Raw genomic sequence first — 18,744 nt, forward strand, 5'->3', positions numbered from 1 at the left:
GAATTTATTTCGCACCGACGAGGCGGTCGTCTACCGCGTTACGGACAAATTCTACGTGTGGGCCGAATACCACATGAACATGGTTGCTGGAGGGGATAAAGGTCCCCAGCGAGCCAGATTCTTTAAGAATGGCCATGTCCATTTTTTTCTGATCTTTCAAATCAATACGTAACCGTGAAACGCAGTTTTCAACGCGCTTGATATTTTCTGTCCCGCCCAGCCCCTGAATCACCAGTTCGGCGACTTTGTCGTACTCTTTATTGTTCAGTAAGGTGCTGTCAGCGATTTCACTCTCTCGGCCTGGGGTCTTAATATCAAATTTACCGATCGCGAAGCGGAAGACGAAATAGAAGACAACAAAGTTAATCACGCCGAGGATAATTAAATTAATCCATTGGGTGTGTTCATACATCAAACCGAAAATACCAAAATCAAAAATGGTGCCGCGAATATAGCCGATGGAGACTTCCAGTAATTGCAGTGGAATGGTCAATAAGCCACAGAGTACCGCATAGACAATAAAGAGTTTTGGCGCGATAAACAGGAAGGAGAACTCCAGCGGTTCGGTAATATTCCCCAGCATGGCGGTCAGCACCACGGTCAGGATCATCCCTTTGGCAAATTTCTTATTCTTGAAATAGGCCATGTGGTACATCGCCAGACCAATCGCCGGAACGCGGAACAGCGTCGTGAGCATTTGTGATGAGGCAAGATAGCTGGTGAGCGTCGGCATATACTCTTTCCAGGCCGGATGGGTGGGACCAAGCTCAAACAGGATTTTATTGATAGCGGGTAAAATACCGACATAGGTCTGCCCGTCAATCAGGTACGTACCGCCTGCCGCGGTGAAACGCACGGTGGAACTGAGGACGTGATGCAGGCCAAACGGGATTAGCAGGCGATTGAGCGTCATATAGATACCTGCACCAATGTTGGGTGCCATCATTATGGTTGATATGGCGCGCATACCTGCGGTAAACAGATCCCAGATAAAAGGAATGATCAAGCCGACGGGAATGGAAAAAGCAATGGCTAAGATCGCGACGGATTTTTTACCGCTGAAAAAGGCGAAAGCGAGAGGTAATTGCAGCCGGTAAAAACGGTCGGTTATTTTAGCTGCCAGCAGCCCGGCAATAATGCCGCCCAGCGCTTCGATTTTCAGCGTCTGAATACCTAATACCATTCCCTGTCCGACCAAAGCCATATCCTCTTTCGCCAGCGTACCCGCCAGCTTAAGATGCACATGCATGGCGATAAGCAGAGTCAGGTAAGCCACGACGGACGCAAATACAGCAATCCCTTTTTCTTTTTTAGACATACCGTAGGCGACACCCATCGCGAACAGTAAAGGAATATTATTAAAAACGACGCTGCTGATTAATCCCAGAGAAGAGAGAATTGCTCTGAAAATTTCATTGCCCAGAAAGGGGAGTTTATCAATCATATAGCTCTGCCCTAACGCAGCGCTAATTCCCATGACCATCCCCACAGGCGCCAGTACGGCGATCGGTAATAATAGCGATCGACCGAATGTCTGAATTTCATTCTTAAAATTAGCATTCATAAGTTAATCCTGACGTGAATTCTCTTGAGGATAAGATACGTTCAGGAGATTTTTGCTCAAGGGCAAATAGTGAAAAATAAAAAGCGCAGGATTTGACCATAAAAAAGCAGCCTGCAGGTTAATGCTGGTCACTTAAGGATTGATTAGCTGCAAAGGTATTTTTTATTAAAGCGAAACGGATTGAACTGAAAGTCAGCGTACTGAAGCGATCCGAAGGAAGACGACATAAGGCGAATGGATCACGAAGTGACGATTTTTCCTGCCGGAAGCCTGGGTGGCAAGGGAGACGGTGAGCCTCCCTTGCCCGTTACGGGAATGAGGGGTTCAGAGAAACAATGAACATACGGTGAACGGAACCCTTTGCCATTGTTAAAAATTCTCTGTTACCACAGGTTCCTTTTCTTAATGACGATGCCCGTGACCGCCGCGCCCACGACCGCGATGGTCGTCACGGTCATTCCAGCCTTCTCGATAGCCGCGTTCATAAGCTTTGCGTTTATCCCAGCCACGATGGTAGCCGTTGTCATGACGCCACCAGCGATTTTTGCGCCACTCATAGTTATGGTGCCAGTAATCCCGGTCGCGCCAGCGGCCGCCATCCCAGTAGTTACCGTAATTATCGCGATCGCCAATTTGCAATTTTATTGATGGCAGCAGGGTGATTTCGCCAGCGTTCGCGGCCAGCGGTGTAAAAGCCATTAAGACTGCCGCCAGAATCAGTGACCTGAACATGTTTTCTCTCCTTCACGATCGAGCCGTAGCCGGCCTGTTAACGTAATATTACGGGGCAGTAAAGCCCCGTTTCATCGCCACAACTCTTAAATCGCAAGTGAGAGCACTTTTTGTTAATAAATGTGTCTTTATTTCAACCGACTCAGAATGGCATCAATCTCCGCGCACTCTTCAGGCGTAAAGTGACGGTTTGCCAGCATGCCGACGGCATCTTCAATTTGCGCCGGTTTACTGGCGCCAATCAGCACAGACGTAACTTTATCTTCCCGAAGAACCCACGCGAGCGCCATCTGAGACAGCTTTTGTCCACGTCGCTCTGCCAGTGCGTTCAGCGCTCGAACTTTTTCCAGTTTTTGTGGGGTGATCTGGTCCGGATTCAGAAAACGGCTGGTGCTTGCGGCGCGAGAATCCGCCGGAATACCGTTCAGATAACGGTCGGTTAACTGCCCGCCAGCCAGCGGTGAGAAGGCGATACTACCGACGCCTTTTTCCTGTAAAAGCGACAGCAGGCTCTCTTCGACCCAACGCTCAAACATAGAATATTTGGGCTGATGAATAAGGCATGGCGTACCTAAATCGTCGAGTATTTCAATCGCTTGTCTGGCAAGTTCAGCCGGATAGTTAGAGAGGCCTACGTACAGCGCTTTGCCATGACGGACGATATGATCCAGTGCGCGCATGGTTTCTCTGAGCGGTGTTTCAGGGTCGGGGCGATGGTGGTAGAAGATATCGACATACTCCAGCCCCAGGCGCTTCAGGCTTTGATCGAGGCTGGCAATCAGGTATTTGCGTGAGCCCCAGTCCCCGTAAGGGCCTTCCCACATGGTGTAACCTGCTTTGGTGGAGATGATCAGCTCATCTCGCCACGGTAAAAAATCTTCCTGCAGGATGCGACCAAAATTTCGCTCCGCTGAACCCGGCGGTGGACCATAGTTATTCGCCAGATCAAAATGGGTGATCCCCAGATCGAATGCACGCTGTAACAGCGCCCGACTGTTCTCGACCTGCGTGGTATCACCAAAATTGTGCCACAACCCCAGTGATACAATCGGGAGCTTGAGGCCGCTCTGACCGCAGCGGCGGTACTCCATTGTCTGATAACGATTTTCAGCAGCCTGATAAGCCATATAGCCTCCTGTCAGATAAGGTGTGACTTTGAGTGTATACGTTTACACAAGGCCAGCTGCAATTAAATTTAGGGATGAAAACTGTACATCTTGCTTTCCACCCCCTTCACAGCGACTTTCCTGGACAGTCATCACAGTTCTTCGATACTCAACATGAGGTTACCGTCAGAAGGAAAGCTGTCATGCAAACCCCGTATTCCGTTGCTGATTATCTGCTGGACAGGCTGGCAGGCTGTGGTGTTGGCCATCTCTTTGGTGTGCCTGGCGATTATAATTTGCAGTTTCTTGATCACGTGATTGAACATCCCAGCGTACGTTGGGTCGGGTGTGCGAACGAGTTGAATGCGGCTTATGCTGCGGATGGCTATGCCCGGGTATCCGGAGTGGGGGCGCTGCTCACCACGTTTGGCGTAGGTGAGTTAAGCGCGATTAACGGTATCGCGGGAAGCTATGCGGAATATGTTCCTGTTTTGCATATTGTTGGCGCGCCCTGTCGTGGTGCCCAACGTCGCGGGGAGTTGATGCATCACACCCTTGGGGACGGTGATTTTCAGCATTTTTATCGTATGCAGCAGGCGGTGACGACGGCCAGCGCAGTGCTGGATGAACAAAACGCCTGTTATGAAATTGACCGCGTGCTGCGAACAATGCTCATCGAACGCAGACCGGGCTATCTGATGTTACCTGCTGATGTGGCAAAACAGCGGACCACGCCGCCGAATGACATCCTGATTGTTCCTCTGAGCGAGCCAGAAAGCAGCGTGGCAGAAGCGTTTCGCTACCATGCCCGCGAGCGGTTACTGGACAGCCCGCGCGTAGCGCTTCTGGCAGACGTTCTCGCGCAACGCTTTGGCCTGCAGCCGGTATTGCAACGCTGGATGGCGGAAACGCCGATGGCCCACGCCACGTTGTTGATGGGCAAAGGGCTATTCGATGAGCGTCATCCGGCGTTTGTCGGCACCTACAGCGCTGGAGCCAGCAGCGACTATGTACGTCAGGCGATAGAAGATGCCGACACGATAGTATGTGTTGGCACACAATTTGTTGACACTCTGACCGCCGGGTTTACGCAACAGCTACCACAGGAGCGCACGATTGAGGTGCAGCCACATGCCTCACGGATTGGAAACCGTTGGTTTAACGTTCCGATGGAGCAGGCGGTAACCACCTTGCGGGAGCTGTGTCTGGAGATGTCTTTTTCACTGCCGCCAGAACGCCCGCCAGTTAGACGTATTCAGGTTGAAAAGGGACCTCTGACGCAGGAAAATTTCTGGTATACGGTGCAGCAATATCTGGCGCCCAATGACATTATCCTCGTCGACCAGGGGACCGCTGCATTTGGCGCGGCTGCGCTCATGCTACCCGGTGGAGCGGAGGTGCTGGTTCAGCCGCTGTGGGGGTCTATCGGCTACGCGCTCCCGGCTGCATTTGGCGCGCAAACCGCCTGCCCGGACCGCCGGGTGATCCTGATTATTGGCGATGGTGCGGCGCAGCTCACCATTCAGGAACTGGGCTCTATGCTCAGAGACGGGCAATCTCCCGTTATTTTGCTGCTAAATAATGACGGCTATACCGTGGAGCGGGCTATACATGGGGCAAATCAGCGCTATAACGATATCGCTGCCTGGAACTGGACGCAGGTGCCGCAGGCGTTTCGTCGTGAATGTCAGGCGGAGTGCTGGCGTGTGGAGCAGGCGGTACAACTGGAAGAAGTGCTGGCCCGTTTGTCCCATCCGCAACGATTGTCGTTAATTGAGGTGGTGCTACCGAAAGCCGATCTTCCTGAGCTATTGCGCACGGTGACCCGTGCGCTGGAAACGCGTAACGGAGGCTAACTACTTATCGGTACGCTCGGCGATCATCATCGGTTTGCCCGCCAGCAGCAGCCAGGCGGGCAGCATGACGATGCACAGCAGCGGCAGCAGGGTGGAATCTGGCACCACCACTGCTGCCATAAACAGGCTCAGCCAGGCGTCACGGGTGACGACCAGCACCAGTCCAAGAATCGCGCAGGAGACGGTAATGGCCGCTGGCACCGCTTCAACGTGGGCGTGCAGCATCAGGCCAAGCGCGACCCCAACGAATACTGCCGGGAAAATTCGCCCGCCGCGAAAACCACTCGCAGCTGCAACCACTAATGCCGCCAATTTGATCACGGCGAGCATGAAATAATCCGATGCTCCCAGCGTCTGGCTAAATGCCATTTGCTGCATTTCGTCCAGCCCTTTAAACAAGGTAAGCGGTCCGCCGATAACGCCTAAAATGCCGAGGATTAAGCCGCCAGCCCCAAGAATCAGGACCGGGTGTTTCAATCGATGCATTAAATGGTGTAAACGCGGCAGACACCAGACAGCCACCATCCCGGCGGCAATGGCGATGGCGGCAACGACCGCACCGCTGAGGATATCGATCACGTGCATCTGCGTGTAGTGCGCGATGGGCAGTGAAAAATGGGGGTGAAAAAACAGACTGGTGGTCAGCGAGCCCGCGGCGGCGGCCATTAACGGTGCAAACAGGCGATCCCATAAGGGAACATTGTCCGAGCTATTCAGCGTTTGTGAAAAGACCAGCGCGGCGGCAACGGGGGTGCCAAATAGCGCGCCGATGGTGCCGGCAGAGGCGAGGATGGTCCAGTCCAGCTTAGCAATGCGGGGAAACATACGGCTGCCGAGTGCCACAGCCAGTGCGATATTCACGGTCATGATCGGGTGTTCCGGACCCAAACTGACGCCACCCGCCAGGCCGAGGATGAGCGCTGCCAGCAAGCCCGGAATTGCTGAGGTGGGGACCGGCATTCCAATTAACGGCTCACAGGCAGGATCCGGTCCCGCGTGACCCTGGCTGTAGCGAATAACTAACCCGACCATGATCCCCGTGAGCGTCAGCATGCCGATAATCCACAGCGGAGAGTCCTGGGCAATACCAATGCTAACGGGCAGGCGTTCCCACAAAAATTGCTGTAAAACCGACGCCACTTTCATCACAACGATCAACACCAGGCTGGAGGCAATACCAATAATTAGCGCAGGAGTTGATAGCAAGAGCATCGTTCTGGCTCGTGGATGGGTAATGGTGCCAACTTACTGATTTAGTGTATGATGGTGTTTTTGAGGTGCTCCAGTGGCTTCTGTTTCTATCAGCTGTCCCTCCTGTTCAGCTACTGAAGGCGTGGTGCGTAACGGTAAAAGCACTGCCGGACATCAGCGCTATCTCTGCTCTCACTGCCGTAAAACATGGCAGCTACAGTTCACTTACACCGCCTCTCAGCCCGGTACACACCAGAAAATTATTGATATGGCCATGAATGGCGTCGGATGTCGCGCCAGTGCACGCATTATGGGCGTTGGCCTCAACACGATTTTACGACACTTAAAAAACTCAGGCCGCAGTCGGTAAACTCACGCATACAACCGGGCAGTGACGTCATTGTTTGCGCGGAAATGGACGAACAGTGGGGTTACGTCGGCGCTAAATCACGCCAGCGCTGGTTGTTTTACGCGTATGACAGGATACGGAGGACGGTTGTGGCGCACGTATTCGGTGAACGCACGTTGGCCACGCTGGAGCGTCTTCTTGGCCTGCTGTCGGCCTTTGAGGTCGTGGTATGGATGACGGATGGCTGGCCGCTTTATGAATCACGCCTGAAGGGAGAACTGCACGTTATCAGCAAGCGATATACGCAGCGCATTGAGCGGCATAACCTGAATCTGAGGCAGCATCTGGCAAGGCTGGGCAGGAAGTCACTGTCGTTCTCAAAATCGGTGGAGCTGCATGACAAAGTCATCGGGCATTATCTGAACATAAAACACTATCAGTAAGTTGGAGTCATTACCCGTGGATGAAGCATATTCTATTCCTTAAAACAGAGTCATAGACATAGTTTGCACAGCCTGCGCAACCGCATCGCTGCAAATGGTGCTGAAACGATAAAGTAATTATGTGATCTGGATCGATTTTCCACGGGCATCAGCCTTCAGGGCGTTGTTGTTATGCCCCCATGAATTTACAGTGTGGCAAAGATTTATTCTGACTTTAGCGGAGCAGTGGAAGAATGACAAAATATGCTTTAGTAGGTGATGTTGGCGGCACCAACGCGCGTCTTGCTCTGTGCGACATTGCCAGCGGCGAGATTTCGCAGGCAAAAACCTATTCCGGGCTGGATTACCCAAGCCTCGAGGCGGTAGTACGCGTATACCTGGATGAGCATAGCGTCAGCGTTGAGGATGGTTGTATTGCCATTGCCTGTCCGATTACCGGTGACTGGGTGGCAATGACCAACCATACCTGGGCATTCTCTATTGCTGAGATGAAAAAAAATCTGGGCTTCAGTCATCTGGAAATCATCAATGATTTCACCGCCGTGTCGATGGCGATCCCGATGCTGAAGAAAGAGCATTTGATCCAGTTTGGCGGTGCGGAACCTGTTGAAGGCAAGCCTATTGCTGTCTATGGCGCAGGTACCGGACTCGGCGTGGCGCATTTGGTGCATGTAGATAAACGCTGGGTGAGCTTGCCTGGTGAAGGCGGTCACGTGGATTTTGCGCCTAACAGCGAAGAAGAAGGGATTATCCTTGAGGTCCTGCGTGCGGAAATTGGTCACGTTTCCGCAGAGCGCGTACTGTCAGGTCCGGGGCTGGTTAATCTGTATCGCGCTATCGTCAAATCAGACGGGCGCCTGCCGGAAAATCTGCAGCCGAAGGATATCACCGGGCGTGCGCTGGCTGATTCCTGTATCGACTGTCGTCGCGCGCTGTCGCTGTTCTGCGTCATCATGGGGCGTTTTGGCGGCGATCTGGCGTTAACGCTGGGCACGTTTGGCGGTGTGTACATCGCTGGCGGCATCGTACCGCGCTTCCTCGACTTCTTTAAAGCTTCGGGTTTCCGTGGTGGTTTTGAAGATAAGGGGCGTTTTAAAGCCTACGTACAGGATATTCCGGTATATCTGATCGTGCATGATAACCCGGGCCTGCTTGGTTCCGGTGCGCATCTGCGCCAGACGCTGGGCCATATTTTGTAAGACCAACGCCGGACGGTGCACAGCGCTTATCCGGCTTACATATATCCCGCAAAACCGCGTTTATTACGCGGTTTTTTTATGCCTGCCGCCCGCCTTTCCGACCTTCGTCACATTTCCGAATGGCGGGATTATTTGTCCAGTAAAAGCATTATTTGTCTGATAACGGTCGTTACTTTCCCCGGACCATAATTTCACTCGTTAACTATTACGAGGAAATGATTATGAGCAAAAAACTGATTGCCGTTTGCGCGTGCCCAATGGGGCTGGCCCATACCTTTATGGCGGCCCAGGCGCTGGAAGAAGCCGCGGTTGAAGCGGGTTATGAAGTGAAAATTGAAACCCAGGGTGCGGACGGAATTCAAAATCGCCTGACGGCGCAGGATATCGCAGAGGCAACGTTGATCATCCATTCTGTTGCCGTTACTCCGGAAGATAACGAGCGTTTTGAGTCGCGTGACGTCTACGAAATTACGTTACAGGACGCGATAAAAAATGCAGCCGGCATCATCAAAGAGATCGAAGAGATGGTTGCCGCTGAACAACAATAATCATCGACAGGGAATTACGTATGGCCATTAAAAAACGCAGTGCAACCGTTGTGCCTGGCGCATCTGGTGCGGCAGCGGCAATAAAAAATCCACCGGCCTCCCACAATAGCTTCTGGGGCGAACTTCCGCAGCATGTGATGTCGGGTATTTCGCGCATGGTACCGACGTTAATTATGGGCGGGGTAATTCTCGCCTTCTCGCAACTGATCGCCTATAGCTGGCTCGATATACCTGCTGACACCGGCATCATGGATGCGCTGAACAGCGGAAAATTCAGCGGTTTTAATCTCTCATTACTGAAGTTTGCCTGGCTGTCGCAATCTTTTGGCGGCGTGCTGTTTGGTTTTGCTATTCCGATGTTTGCCGCGTTTGTCGCCAACTCTATCGGCGGTAAGCTTGCGTTTCCGGCGGGGTTCATTGGTGGACTGATGTCCACTCAGCCCACGCAGATACTGAATTTTGACCCAGCGACGCTGCAATGGGCAACCAGTGCCCCCGTCCCGTCAACCTTTATTGGCGCGCTGATTATCTCGATTGTCGCCGGGTATCTGGTTAAGTGGATGAACCAAAAAATCCAGTTGCCTGATTTCCTGCTGGCATTCAAAACCACCTTTTTACTGCCCATTCTTTCCGCGATCTTCGTCATGTTGGCGATGTATTACGTGATAACGCCGTTTGGCGGGTGGATCAACGGCGGAATTCGTTCTCTGCTTACGGCGGCTGGAGAGAAAGGCACGCTGATGTACGCGATGGGGATTTCTGCGGCAACGGCGATTGACCTCGGCGGTCCGATTAATAAAGCTGCAGGATTTGTCGCCTTCAGCTTTACTACCGATCACGTTCTGCCGGTAACCGCACGCTCTATTGCCATCGTGATTCCTCCAATTGGCCTCGGGTTGGCTACGCTTCTCGACCGGCGCTTAACCGGCAAACGCCTGTTCAACGCACAGCTCTACCCGCAAGGGAAAACGGCAATGTTCCTCGCGTTTATGGGCATCAGCGAAGGGGCGATCCCGTTTGCACTGGAAAGCCCCATCACGGCAATTCCATCCTATATGGTTGGCGCTATTGTCGGATCGACAGCTGCCGTCTGGCTGGGGGCGGTGCAGTGGTTCCCGGAATCGGCTATCTGGGCATGGCCGCTGGTCACTAACCTCGGCGTCTATATGGCGGGGATCCTGTTAGGTGCGGTGATTACGGCGCTGATGGTGGTGTTCCTGCGCAACATGATGTACCGCAAAGGCAAATTGCTGATTGAAAGCCTCTGATTAAAAGGATTGTGACCATGAGCTTACTTGCCTCGCTGCGTGACTGGCTAACGGCGCAACATCTCGATGCGGTGCTGCTGTCATCGCGGCAGAATAAACAGCCGCATATGGGGATCTCCAGCGGTTCAGGGTTTGTGTTTATCAGCCATCAAAGCGCGCATATCCTGGTCGACGCCCGTTACTACACCGATGTCGCTACGCGTACTCAGGGCTATCAGATCCATCTACTTGATGGCGCGCAGACGCTGTATTCACGGGTGAATCACATTATTGCTGACGAAAAGCTGCAGACGGTGGGATTTGAAGGCGAGCAGGTAAGCTGGAATACGGTGAATGGATGGTCGGGCAAACTGCTTGCGCGACTAGTGAGTGCCGTGCCGGATGTGCTCCGGCAGGTAAAAACGGCGCAGGAGATAGCCTGCATTCGCGAAGCCTGCCGGATAGCTGACCTTAGTGCTGAACATATTCGCCGCTTTATTCAACCCGGCTTCAGTGAGCGCGAAATCGCCGCTGAACTGGAGTGGTACATGCGTACGCTCGGTGCAGACAAACCCTCTTTTGACACCATTGTCGCCAGCGGCTGGCGCGGCGCGCTGCCGCACGGTAAAGCCAGCGACAAGCGTGTCGAGGCGGGTGAGTTCATCACGCTGGATTTTGGCGCGCAGTATCAGGGCTATTGTTCGGATATGACGAGAACCTTTCGCATCCCAGACGCAAACCAGCCAGCGCAAGAAAGCCCGCTGTTTTCCGTGTATCAGATTGTTCTGGCGGCGCAGCGTGCGGCGGTGGCGGCAATTCGACCTGGTCGGCGTTGCCATGAGGTTGACGCCGCAGCCAGGCGGGTCATTACGCTGGCGGGTTATGGCGATGAGTTTGGTCACAATACCGGACACGCTATCGGCATTGAGGTGCATGAAAATCCCCGTTTTTCCCCCACCGACGCGACGCCTCTGGCGGCTGGCATGCTGCTCACCGTTGAGCCAGGTATTTATCTGCCGGGGCAGGGAGGCGTGCGTATTGAGGATGTGGTGCTGGTTACGCCAGACGGCGGCGAGGTGCTCTACACCATGGCGAAAACATTGTTACACACGGGAGAGGCGTAATGGACTTATCGCTACTGAAGGCGCTGAGCGAGGCGGACGCGATCGCCTCTTCAGAACAGGAAGTGCGGCAGATCCTGCTTGAAGAGGCGGATCGTCTGCATAAAGAGGTGCGCTTTGACGGCCTGGGATCGGTGCTGATCCGTCTGAATGAATCAACCGGTCCGAAGGTAATGATCTGCGCACATATGGATGAAGTGGGATTTATCGTGCGCAGTATTTCCAGCGAAGGAGCGATCGATGTATTGCCGGTGGGAAATGTGCGTATGGCGGCCAGGCAATTGCAGCCGGTGCGGATCACTACCCGTGAAGAGAGCAAAATTCCCGGTCTGCTCGACGGAGTGCGCAGCGGTAATGACGTCAGTGCGCTGCAGGTGGACATTGGCGCGCGGTCTTATGACGAGGTACTTCAGGCCGGCGTACGCCCTGGCGATCGCGTCACCTTTGACACGACGTTTCAGGTTTTGCCGCACCAGCGAGTCATGGGCAAAGCCTTTGATGATCGACTTGGATGTTATTTGCTGGTGGCGCTGCTGCGCGAATGGCATAACGCCATTCTCCCATGCGAGGTCTGGCTGGTAGCCAGTTCCAGTGAAGAAGTGGGACTGCGCGGAGGACAAACGGCAGCACGCGCGGTCGCCCCGGATGTGGCGATCGTGCTGGATACCGCCTGCTGGGCCAAAAACTTTGATCATGGTGCGGCCAACCATCGGCAGATTGGTAATGGCCCGATGCTGGTGTTAAGCGATAAATCGCTGATTGCCTCGCCAAAGCTGACGGCGTGGGTTGAAAGCGTGGCCACTGATGCGGGTATTACCCTGCAGATTGACATGTTCAGTAACGGCGGCACTGACGGCGGGGCGGTGCACGTAAGCGGTACGGGGAGCCCCACGGTTGTCATGGGGCCAGCTACGCGGCATGGACACTGCGCGGCGTCGATTGCCGACTGCCGTGACATCATCCAGACGCAGCAGTTGTTGTCGGCTCTTCTTTCACATCTTACGTGCGAAACCGTGGTTCATCTGACGGATTTCAGGTGCTGATTTCGCGCTAATCAGGAGTTGTTATGCTAACGATTCAATTTCTTTGCCCGCTACCCAATGGCCTGCATGCGCGTCCGGCGTGGGAGCTGAAAGAGCAGTGCAGCCAGTGGCAAAGTGAGGTGATATTTCTTAACCATCGCCAGAACGCCAGGGCTGATGCGAAAAGTTCGCTGGCGCTGATTGGCACCGGGACGCTGTTTAATGACAGTTGTAGCTTAACCATCACCGGTCGCGATGAAGAACAGGCCCGACGAGCGCTGGAGGAGTACCTCCTGCACCGGTTTATTGACAGCGACAGCGTTCAGCCGACGCCAGCGGAACTGGCGGCACATCCGTTGCCACGTTCGCTGATTCGCCTCAACCCAGACCTTCTTTATGGCACCGTGCTGGCAGGAGGCGTGGGGGCAGGTTCGCTCACGCTTTGGCAGAGCGATAATCTGGAAAGTTATCGCGCGATTGCGCCGAGTGCGGAAGACAATACCCGGCTGGAGCATAGTCTGGCGACGCTTGCCGAACAGCTCAATCAGCAACTGCGCGAGCGTGAGGGTGAGAGTAAAACCATCCTCAGCGCCCATCTGTCTCTGATTCAGGACGACGAGTTTGCCGGGAATATTCGTCGCTTAATGCGGGAGCAGCATCTGGGGTTAGGGGCGGCGATTATCGCCAATATGGAGCAGGTGTGCGACAAGCTGTCGGCCTCCGGTAGCGATTACCTGCGCGAGCGCGTTAGCGATATCCGTGATATCAGCGAACAACTGCTGCACATCACCTGGCCTGAAAGACGTCCGCGCAATGCGCTGGTGCTGAATAAGCCGACGATTCTGGTCGCTGAGGATTTGACGCCCAGCCAGTTTTTAAGCCTCAATTTGCAGCATCTGTCAGGCATGATCCTGGAGAAAACAGGGCGCACATCGCACACCCTGATCCTTGCTCGCGCGTCGGCTATTCCGGTGCTTAGCGGCTTGCCGCTGGAGGCCATTAGCCGCTATGCAGGCCAGCATGCGGTACTGGATGCCCGCTGTGGGGTACTGGCCATCAATCCAGACGATGCGGTTCGCGGTTATTACGCGATTGCGCAGAAGCTGGCCGATGAATGCCAGCGGCGGCAGGCGCTGGATGCCGCCCAGCCCGCGCTGACCAAAGATAATCAGCGTATTGACGTTGCAGCGAATATCGGTACCGCGCTGGAAGCGCCGGGGGCGTTTGCCAATGGCGCGGAAGGGATTGGGCTGTTTCGTACTGAAATGCTGTTTATGGACCGCGACAGCGCTCCCGACGAGCAGGAACAGTTTGAAGCCTACCAGCAGGTCTTATTGGCCGCGGGCGACAAGCCGGTTATCTTTCGCACCATGGATATTGGTGGGGATAAAAATATCCGTTACCTTAATATTCCGCAGGAAGAGAATCCGTTCCTGGGCTACCGCGCGGTGCGAATTTATCCAGAGTTTGCCGGACTGTTTCGCACGCAGCTGCGCGCCATCTTACGTGCGGCAACCTTCGGCAATGCGCAACTGATGATCCCAATGGTGCACAGCCTTGACCAGATTTTGTGGGTAAAAAGCGAACTGCAAAAAGCGCTGGTGGCACTGAAAGCCGACGGTTTACGCCATGCTCCGACAATTTCATTGGGGATTATGGTTGAAGTGCCGTCGGTGTGTTACATCATCGACCATTTCTGCGATGAGGTGGATTTCTTCAGTATTGGTTCAAACGACATGACCCAGTACCTGTACGCCGTCGATCGTAATAACCCGCGCGTTTCGCCGTTGTACAACCCGATTACGCCGTCGTTCCTGCGAATGTTGCAGCAGATTGTCCGCGTGGCGCACGAACGCAGTAAATGGGTGGGCATTTGCGGCGAACTGGGGGGCGAAGGACGCTATTTACCGCTGCTACTGGGCTTAGGACTCGACGAGCTGAGCATGAGCAGTCCACGTATTCCGGCGGTGAAAAGTCAGCTTCGTCAACTGGAGGGCCAGGCATGCCGTGAACTCGCCATACGGGCCTGTGAGTGCCGTAGCGCTCAAGAGATAGAAGATCTGCTCAACCAGTTTGCACCGCAGAAAGACGTGCGTCCGCTGCTGGCGCGGGAGAACATCTTTGTTGGTGAATCTCTGAGTAACAAAGAGCAGGTGATTCAGTTTCTGTGCGGCAATCTTGGTGTTAATGGGCGAACTGAACATCCGTTTGAGCTGGAGGAAGATATCTGGCAGCGCGAAGAGATAGTCACCACTGCTGTCGGTTTTGGTGTGGCTATTCCGCACACTAAGTCCCAGTGGATCCGCCATTCCAGCATCAGTATTGCCCGGCTTGCTTATCCCGTTGACTGGCAGTCAGAGATGGGCGAAGTGGAACTGGTTATCATGCTGACGCTGGGGGCTGATGAAGGCATTAACCACGTGAAGGTCTTCTCGCAGCTGGCGCGTAAGCTGGTGAACAAGCCGTTCCGCCAGTCGTTGTTTGCCGCTGAAAATGCCGACAGTATTCTCGCGTTGCTGGAGGCGGAACTGACGTTTTAAGCTTCACTGAAAGAGCGCTCTCCAGCCTGCGACGATCTGGTTGCAGGCTGGATGAACGCGACCGGAAAGCGACATCATCAATGTGGCGCGTTTGGCACCGGCAGTTTCCCGGCTCTTAAGAGCGTCATTTCTTGCTTACAGAGCAGAACCACCGCCTGGCGAGCTTTAACACGGCGGGAGGTAAGGGCTCTTTTCACGGTCTGACGATCCGCACCTGATTCCAGCATCTGAAAACACATCAGGGAGAGTGCACGTCTGTTTTTCATCGCATATTCACTTTATTGAGTAAGCCTGCAGGGGGAGCTACATGCCGTTATTTTACAACGATGCAAACGGATATTACTAACCTGTTGGTGTTGTCTCACTTAACGTGCTGACTGAAAACGTACGCTGTACTCTCCCGGTGTCAGGCCAAACTGACGCCGGAACAGGCGGCAGAAATAATTACTGTCCTGATACCCGCACCGCTGTGCGACTTCGCTAATCGACAGATGGTATTTCTGTAAGATGATGCGCGCCTTCGCCATTCTGACCCACCGCAGGTACTCGACGAACCCCATGGTGCTGTGCTGGGCAAACACTTTTGACAGGTGGTTGGGCGTGATATTAAAAAACTGCGCTACGCTTTCCCGGGTCAGCGGTTGGGCATAGTTATCCTGCACCCAGTTACACATACTGTGATAGAGAAATTCAGCGCGCGGACGCTCTGTGTCAGGGCGGGTATTCACCACGCTACGACACAGATGCAGCAGGCTAAGCACCAGCGGCTGAATAATATCCTGGGCCTGAGGAGAGCGGCTTAAATGGGTTAATGCGGTGAGCATCGCCTCACCTTCGCCGCGCTGCGGATGTGGTAACTCAATACGGCGGGTCGGACGTAACAGCGATGCCGTTCGATTATCGTAAAAAGAGAGCCCCAGCCAGGCCGGGGAAAACACCAGACTCAGTAGCATCACGGGTTTATCGCTGCCGGGCAAATTCGCCGCTTTCGCCGGGATAAACAGCATGTCGCCTTCTGGCAGGCTATGCTGCTGTTTTTCCAGTTGATTACTGTATTCGCCACGCAGCACGATATCGAGGCGCGGAAGGTCAATACACAAACTGCCGGACGGTAACGTGGTGGGCTGGGTCGCGAACCACACGCGGCCAAGACGCTGTGGGTTCAATACCAGTCCGCTGAACAGATCGGCGAAAAACTGTTGGTCTGCGGGGAGGCCTGGCTCTTTCATCGCTCTTTCTCTGCGCTATAAGTGCATTAACTGCCTGAACTCTTTCACTTTACTCCGACTCACCGGGATTTCAAATTCCAGATCTTTTAAGCGCAAAATGTAGGTGTTGTTAAACCAGGGTTCGATCTCGCGGATTTTATTCAGATTCACACAGAACGAGCGGTGGCAGCGGAAGAAATGCGAAGCAGGCAATTTGCTGCAAAATTCAGTGATGTTCATTGGCATCACGTACGATTCGCGCCGGGTGTAGACAAACGTCATCTTTTCATGGGCTTCTGCGTAGTAGATGTCGTTGATCGGGGTCACGATGATCCGCTCATCTTTAATCAGATTGATCGTATCGTTTTCGCGAGCCACCGGACTGGCGGGCGAGGTTCCCGTTTGCTGTTGCTGCCAGGCGGCTTCCAGCTTTTGCAGCATGCCGACGATGCGTGATTCCTGATACGGCTTCAGGATGTAGTCAAAGGCCTCCAGTTCAAAGGCTTCAACAGCGTGCTCTTTCCACGCGGTAATAAAGACAATAAAGGGCTTGTGCGCGAACTGGCTGATGTTTTGCGCCAACAGGACGCCATCCAGCGAGGGAATATTGATATCCAGAAAAATGGCGTCAACGCGGTTGTGCTGGAGATATTTCAGCACGTCCAGACCGTCGTCAAATGTGCCGACAATCTCCATCTGGCTGTGCTCTTTTATCAGCCAGCTAAGTTCCTGTTGGGCCAGGAATTCATCTTCAACAATGATGACTTTCACGACTTCACTCCTGGTTAAAGCAACAATGTGGCCGGTGCGGCTGCGGGCGAGTGCTGATTAGGCACATAAAAGGCAATCTCAGTGCCTGGCTCCAGACGGCGGATATGGAGGCCCTCGCCGTAGAGCAGCTTAACGCGATGATGCACATTCAACAGACCAATTTTATTGCCCGGCATTTCATTGGATTCGACCCGTTCAATCACTTTTGGATCGATGCCGTGGCCCGTATCCCGCACGGCAATCCGTACCCGATTACCGCACTCCGCAACGCTGATGGTGACCACCCCTTTTCCTTTGCAGGGCTGAATCCCATGGACGATAGCGTTCTCTACCAGCGGCTGAATCAGCAGGCTGGGAATATAACAGCTTACCTCTTCATCGATATCATAAATAACCGTCAGCTTGTCGCCAAAACGGGCCTGTTCGATGGCGATGTAATCCTTGATTTGATACAGCTCTTTTTTGATGTCGATCTGCTCATCGTCTTTTAATTCAATATTATAGCGAAGATAGCGCGATAAATTAAAAATCAGCTGGCGCGCTGTGTCTGGATTCAGTCGTACCGACGATGAAATTGCGTTCAGGGCGTTAAACAGGAAATGGGGATTTATTTTACTTTGTAGCGCACGTAGCTCTGCCTTATTTGCCATTTCGCGTAGCTGCTCCGCCCGGGAGACTTCCAGCTGAGTCGAGATAATTTGCGACAGGCCGATGGCCATTTCTTGTAGTGAGGAGGTTATCTGATGGGCGTGACAGTAGTAGATTTTTAGCGTACCGGTGACAACACCTTTCTCCCAAAGCGGAATCACCAGCATGGAGTGTATTTCCGGCGTACGGTGCGCTTCATCATTGTTTTTAATGATGATTTTTCCGTAATTGATCGCCTGTTGCGTAGTCGGACTGACGAAATCATCATTATCGCGGTAGTTAAGTTCACCCACGCCAACGTAGGCCAGCACGTGCTGGGTGTTGGTAATAGCGACGGCATCAGCATGGATATCATGGCGAATAATTTCGCACACCTGGCGAAGCGATTCGCTATTGACCTGGCGAAAAAGCGGCAGAGTTTTGTTGGCGATATCCAGAGCCAGCTTAGCCTGCTTCGCGGCGCTGGCTTCTTTCTCGCCTTCCACGCTTTGCACCAGCATGACGATAAAACCAATGCAGACACTACCCAGAATCATTGGGATGCCGATTTTCGAGACGATATCCAGCCCCAGTTCGGTGGTGGGTGCCCAGGCGACGACGAGGATCATGGTCAGAGATTCGCACAGCATTCCGCCTAAAATACCCGCACGCCAGTGCTGCGCTTTGGGGATCCTACGGTTGATCCAGCCGGCAATGCAGCCTGCCAGAATGCTGGTGATAAAGCAGGGCAGGGCGGTTACGCCGCCGATGTCGATCAGGTAGCGGTGGGTGCCCGCGATCAGGCCTGTAATGATACCGACCCAGGGACCGAACAGAATTCCCCCTGACATGACGGCGATAATACGTACGTTAACCAGTGAGCCTTCTACCGGTACGCCGGACCAGGTACTGAACAGGGCAAACATTGAGAAAATCGCGGTAACGGCGAGCAGCTCTTTCGGGGAGTGGGCTGACTTGTGCAACAGTTCGCGAAACAGGCGGATACGAATCAGGAAAAACAGACAGAACAGCATCAGCGCTGCCCGGTCGAATACCGCCAGCAGCATATTGAATATTTCGTGCACGGGTGACTCTTGCGCAAGGGTTAAACCTCTATGATAGGTAACCTGAGGCTGGATGACCAGCACCCGCGCAGCCTGTGGCTAATGGGGAAAAACCTTAATATTAAAAGGGGATTGTTGCATGATTGTTGTATTTAC

16 protein-coding genes are annotated in these 18,744 nt (G+C 53.6%); 8 read left to right on the forward strand and 8 right to left on the reverse strand.

Annotated elements, in window-relative coordinates:
• Positions 1-4: 4 nt before the first annotated feature.
• From HV037_RS07645 to mgrA, 3 genes are all read right to left on the reverse strand, one after another.
• A complete protein-coding gene (locus HV037_RS07645; RefSeq protein ID WP_103284089.1) occupies positions 5-1,564 on the reverse strand; it encodes a PTS transporter subunit EIIC in 1,560 nt (519 codons plus the stop codon).
• Positions 1,565-1,966: 402 nt separating this feature from the next.
• Positions 1,967-2,296: a DUF2502 domain-containing protein YpeC gene (gene ypeC / locus HV037_RS07650; protein WP_016153906.1), complete on the reverse strand. Its 330-nt coding sequence runs from the start codon at positions 2,294-2,296 to the stop codon at positions 1,967-1,969.
• Positions 2,297-2,424: 128 nt separating this feature from the next.
• Positions 2,425-3,423, reverse strand: a complete 999-nt coding sequence (gene mgrA / locus HV037_RS07655) for an L-glyceraldehyde 3-phosphate reductase (RefSeq protein ID WP_047416354.1) — start codon at positions 3,421-3,423, stop codon at positions 2,425-2,427.
• A gap of 182 nt (positions 3,424-3,605) precedes the next feature.
• On the opposite strand from mgrA, the gene HV037_RS07660 reads away from it, so the two are divergent.
• Positions 3,606-5,258, forward strand: a complete 1,653-nt coding sequence (locus tag HV037_RS07660; protein WP_103284088.1) for a thiamine pyrophosphate-binding protein — start codon at positions 3,606-3,608, stop codon at positions 5,256-5,258.
• Here the strand turns inward: HV037_RS07660 and HV037_RS07665 are convergent, their stop codons facing one another.
• On the reverse strand, positions 5,259-6,494 hold the full coding sequence (locus tag HV037_RS07665) for an ion channel protein (RefSeq protein WP_103284087.1): 1,236 nt from the start codon (positions 6,492-6,494) through the stop codon (positions 5,259-5,261).
• A 49-nt stretch (positions 6,495-6,543) separates the two neighbouring features.
• Here HV037_RS07665 and HV037_RS07670 point away from each other — a divergent pair.
• The 7 genes from HV037_RS07670 to ptsP all read left to right on the forward strand — a co-directional run bounded on the left by HV037_RS07670 (position 6,544) and on the right by ptsP (position 14,918).
• Positions 6,544-7,241, forward strand: a protein-coding gene (locus HV037_RS07670) for an IS1 family transposase (protein WP_223274117.1) whose coding sequence is annotated in 2 segments (ribosomal slippage) — positions 6,544-6,793 and positions 6,793-7,241 — 699 coding nt in all. Because the reading frame shifts where the segments join, the coding sequence is not laid out codon by codon here.
• 233 nt (positions 7,242-7,474) lie between these two features.
• Positions 7,475-8,440, forward strand: coding sequence for a glucokinase (gene glk / locus HV037_RS07675; RefSeq protein WP_016153902.1), 966 nt, complete (start codon positions 7,475-7,477; stop codon positions 8,438-8,440).
• A 221-nt stretch (positions 8,441-8,661) separates the two neighbouring features.
• Positions 8,662-8,988 (forward strand): fructose PTS transporter subunit IIB, encoded by a 327-nt coding sequence (locus tag HV037_RS07680; protein WP_003028254.1) that lies wholly within the window; start codon positions 8,662-8,664, stop codon positions 8,986-8,988.
• Between the two features lie 20 nt (positions 8,989-9,008).
• The gene (locus tag HV037_RS07685) at positions 9,009-10,256 is read left to right on the forward strand and encodes a PTS fructose transporter subunit IIC (protein ID WP_016157076.1); all 1,248 of its coding nucleotides are present in this window, start codon (positions 9,009-9,011) and stop codon (positions 10,254-10,256) included.
• Between the two features lie 17 nt (positions 10,257-10,273).
• A complete protein-coding gene (ypdF, locus tag HV037_RS07690) occupies positions 10,274-11,359 on the forward strand; it encodes an aminopeptidase (protein WP_103284086.1) in 1,086 nt (361 codons plus the stop codon).
• Entirely contained in the window at positions 11,359-12,399 is a 1,041-nt protein-coding gene (ypdE, locus tag HV037_RS07695) for an aminopeptidase (protein ID WP_103284085.1), read from the forward strand. Before ypdF ends, ypdE begins: the two co-directional genes overlap by 1 nt.
• A gap of 23 nt (positions 12,400-12,422) precedes the next feature.
• A complete protein-coding gene (gene ptsP / locus HV037_RS07700; protein WP_103284084.1) occupies positions 12,423-14,918 on the forward strand; it encodes a phosphoenolpyruvate--protein phosphotransferase in 2,496 nt (831 codons plus the stop codon).
• A gap of 77 nt (positions 14,919-14,995) precedes the next feature.
• Here the strand turns inward: ptsP and HV037_RS07705 are convergent, their stop codons facing one another.
• The 4 genes from HV037_RS07705 to HV037_RS07720 all read right to left on the reverse strand — a co-directional run bounded on the left by HV037_RS07705 (position 14,996) and on the right by HV037_RS07720 (position 18,609).
• Positions 14,996-15,184 carry a hypothetical protein gene (locus tag HV037_RS07705; protein WP_032931709.1) on the reverse strand — a complete coding sequence of 63 codons (189 nt, stop codon included), beginning with the start codon at positions 15,182-15,184 and terminating at the stop codon, positions 14,996-14,998.
• A 99-nt stretch (positions 15,185-15,283) separates the two neighbouring features.
• Positions 15,284-16,147 (reverse strand): AraC family transcriptional regulator, encoded by an 864-nt coding sequence (locus HV037_RS07710; RefSeq protein WP_103284083.1) that lies wholly within the window; start codon positions 16,145-16,147, stop codon positions 15,284-15,286.
• A gap of 15 nt (positions 16,148-16,162) precedes the next feature.
• Entirely contained in the window at positions 16,163-16,897 is a 735-nt protein-coding gene (gene ypdB, locus HV037_RS07715) for a two-component system response regulator YpdB (RefSeq protein ID WP_103284082.1), read from the reverse strand.
• A 14-nt stretch (positions 16,898-16,911) separates the two neighbouring features.
• The gene (locus tag HV037_RS07720) at positions 16,912-18,609 is read right to left on the reverse strand and encodes a sensor histidine kinase (protein ID WP_029139619.1); all 1,698 of its coding nucleotides are present in this window, start codon (positions 18,607-18,609) and stop codon (positions 16,912-16,914) included.
• Positions 18,610-18,744: the final 135 nt, after the last annotated feature.

The sequence above is a fragment of the Citrobacter sp. RHBSTW-00017 genome, assembly GCF_013797615.1.
Taxonomy (GTDB): domain Bacteria; phylum Pseudomonadota; class Gammaproteobacteria; order Enterobacterales; family Enterobacteriaceae; genus Citrobacter; species Citrobacter braakii.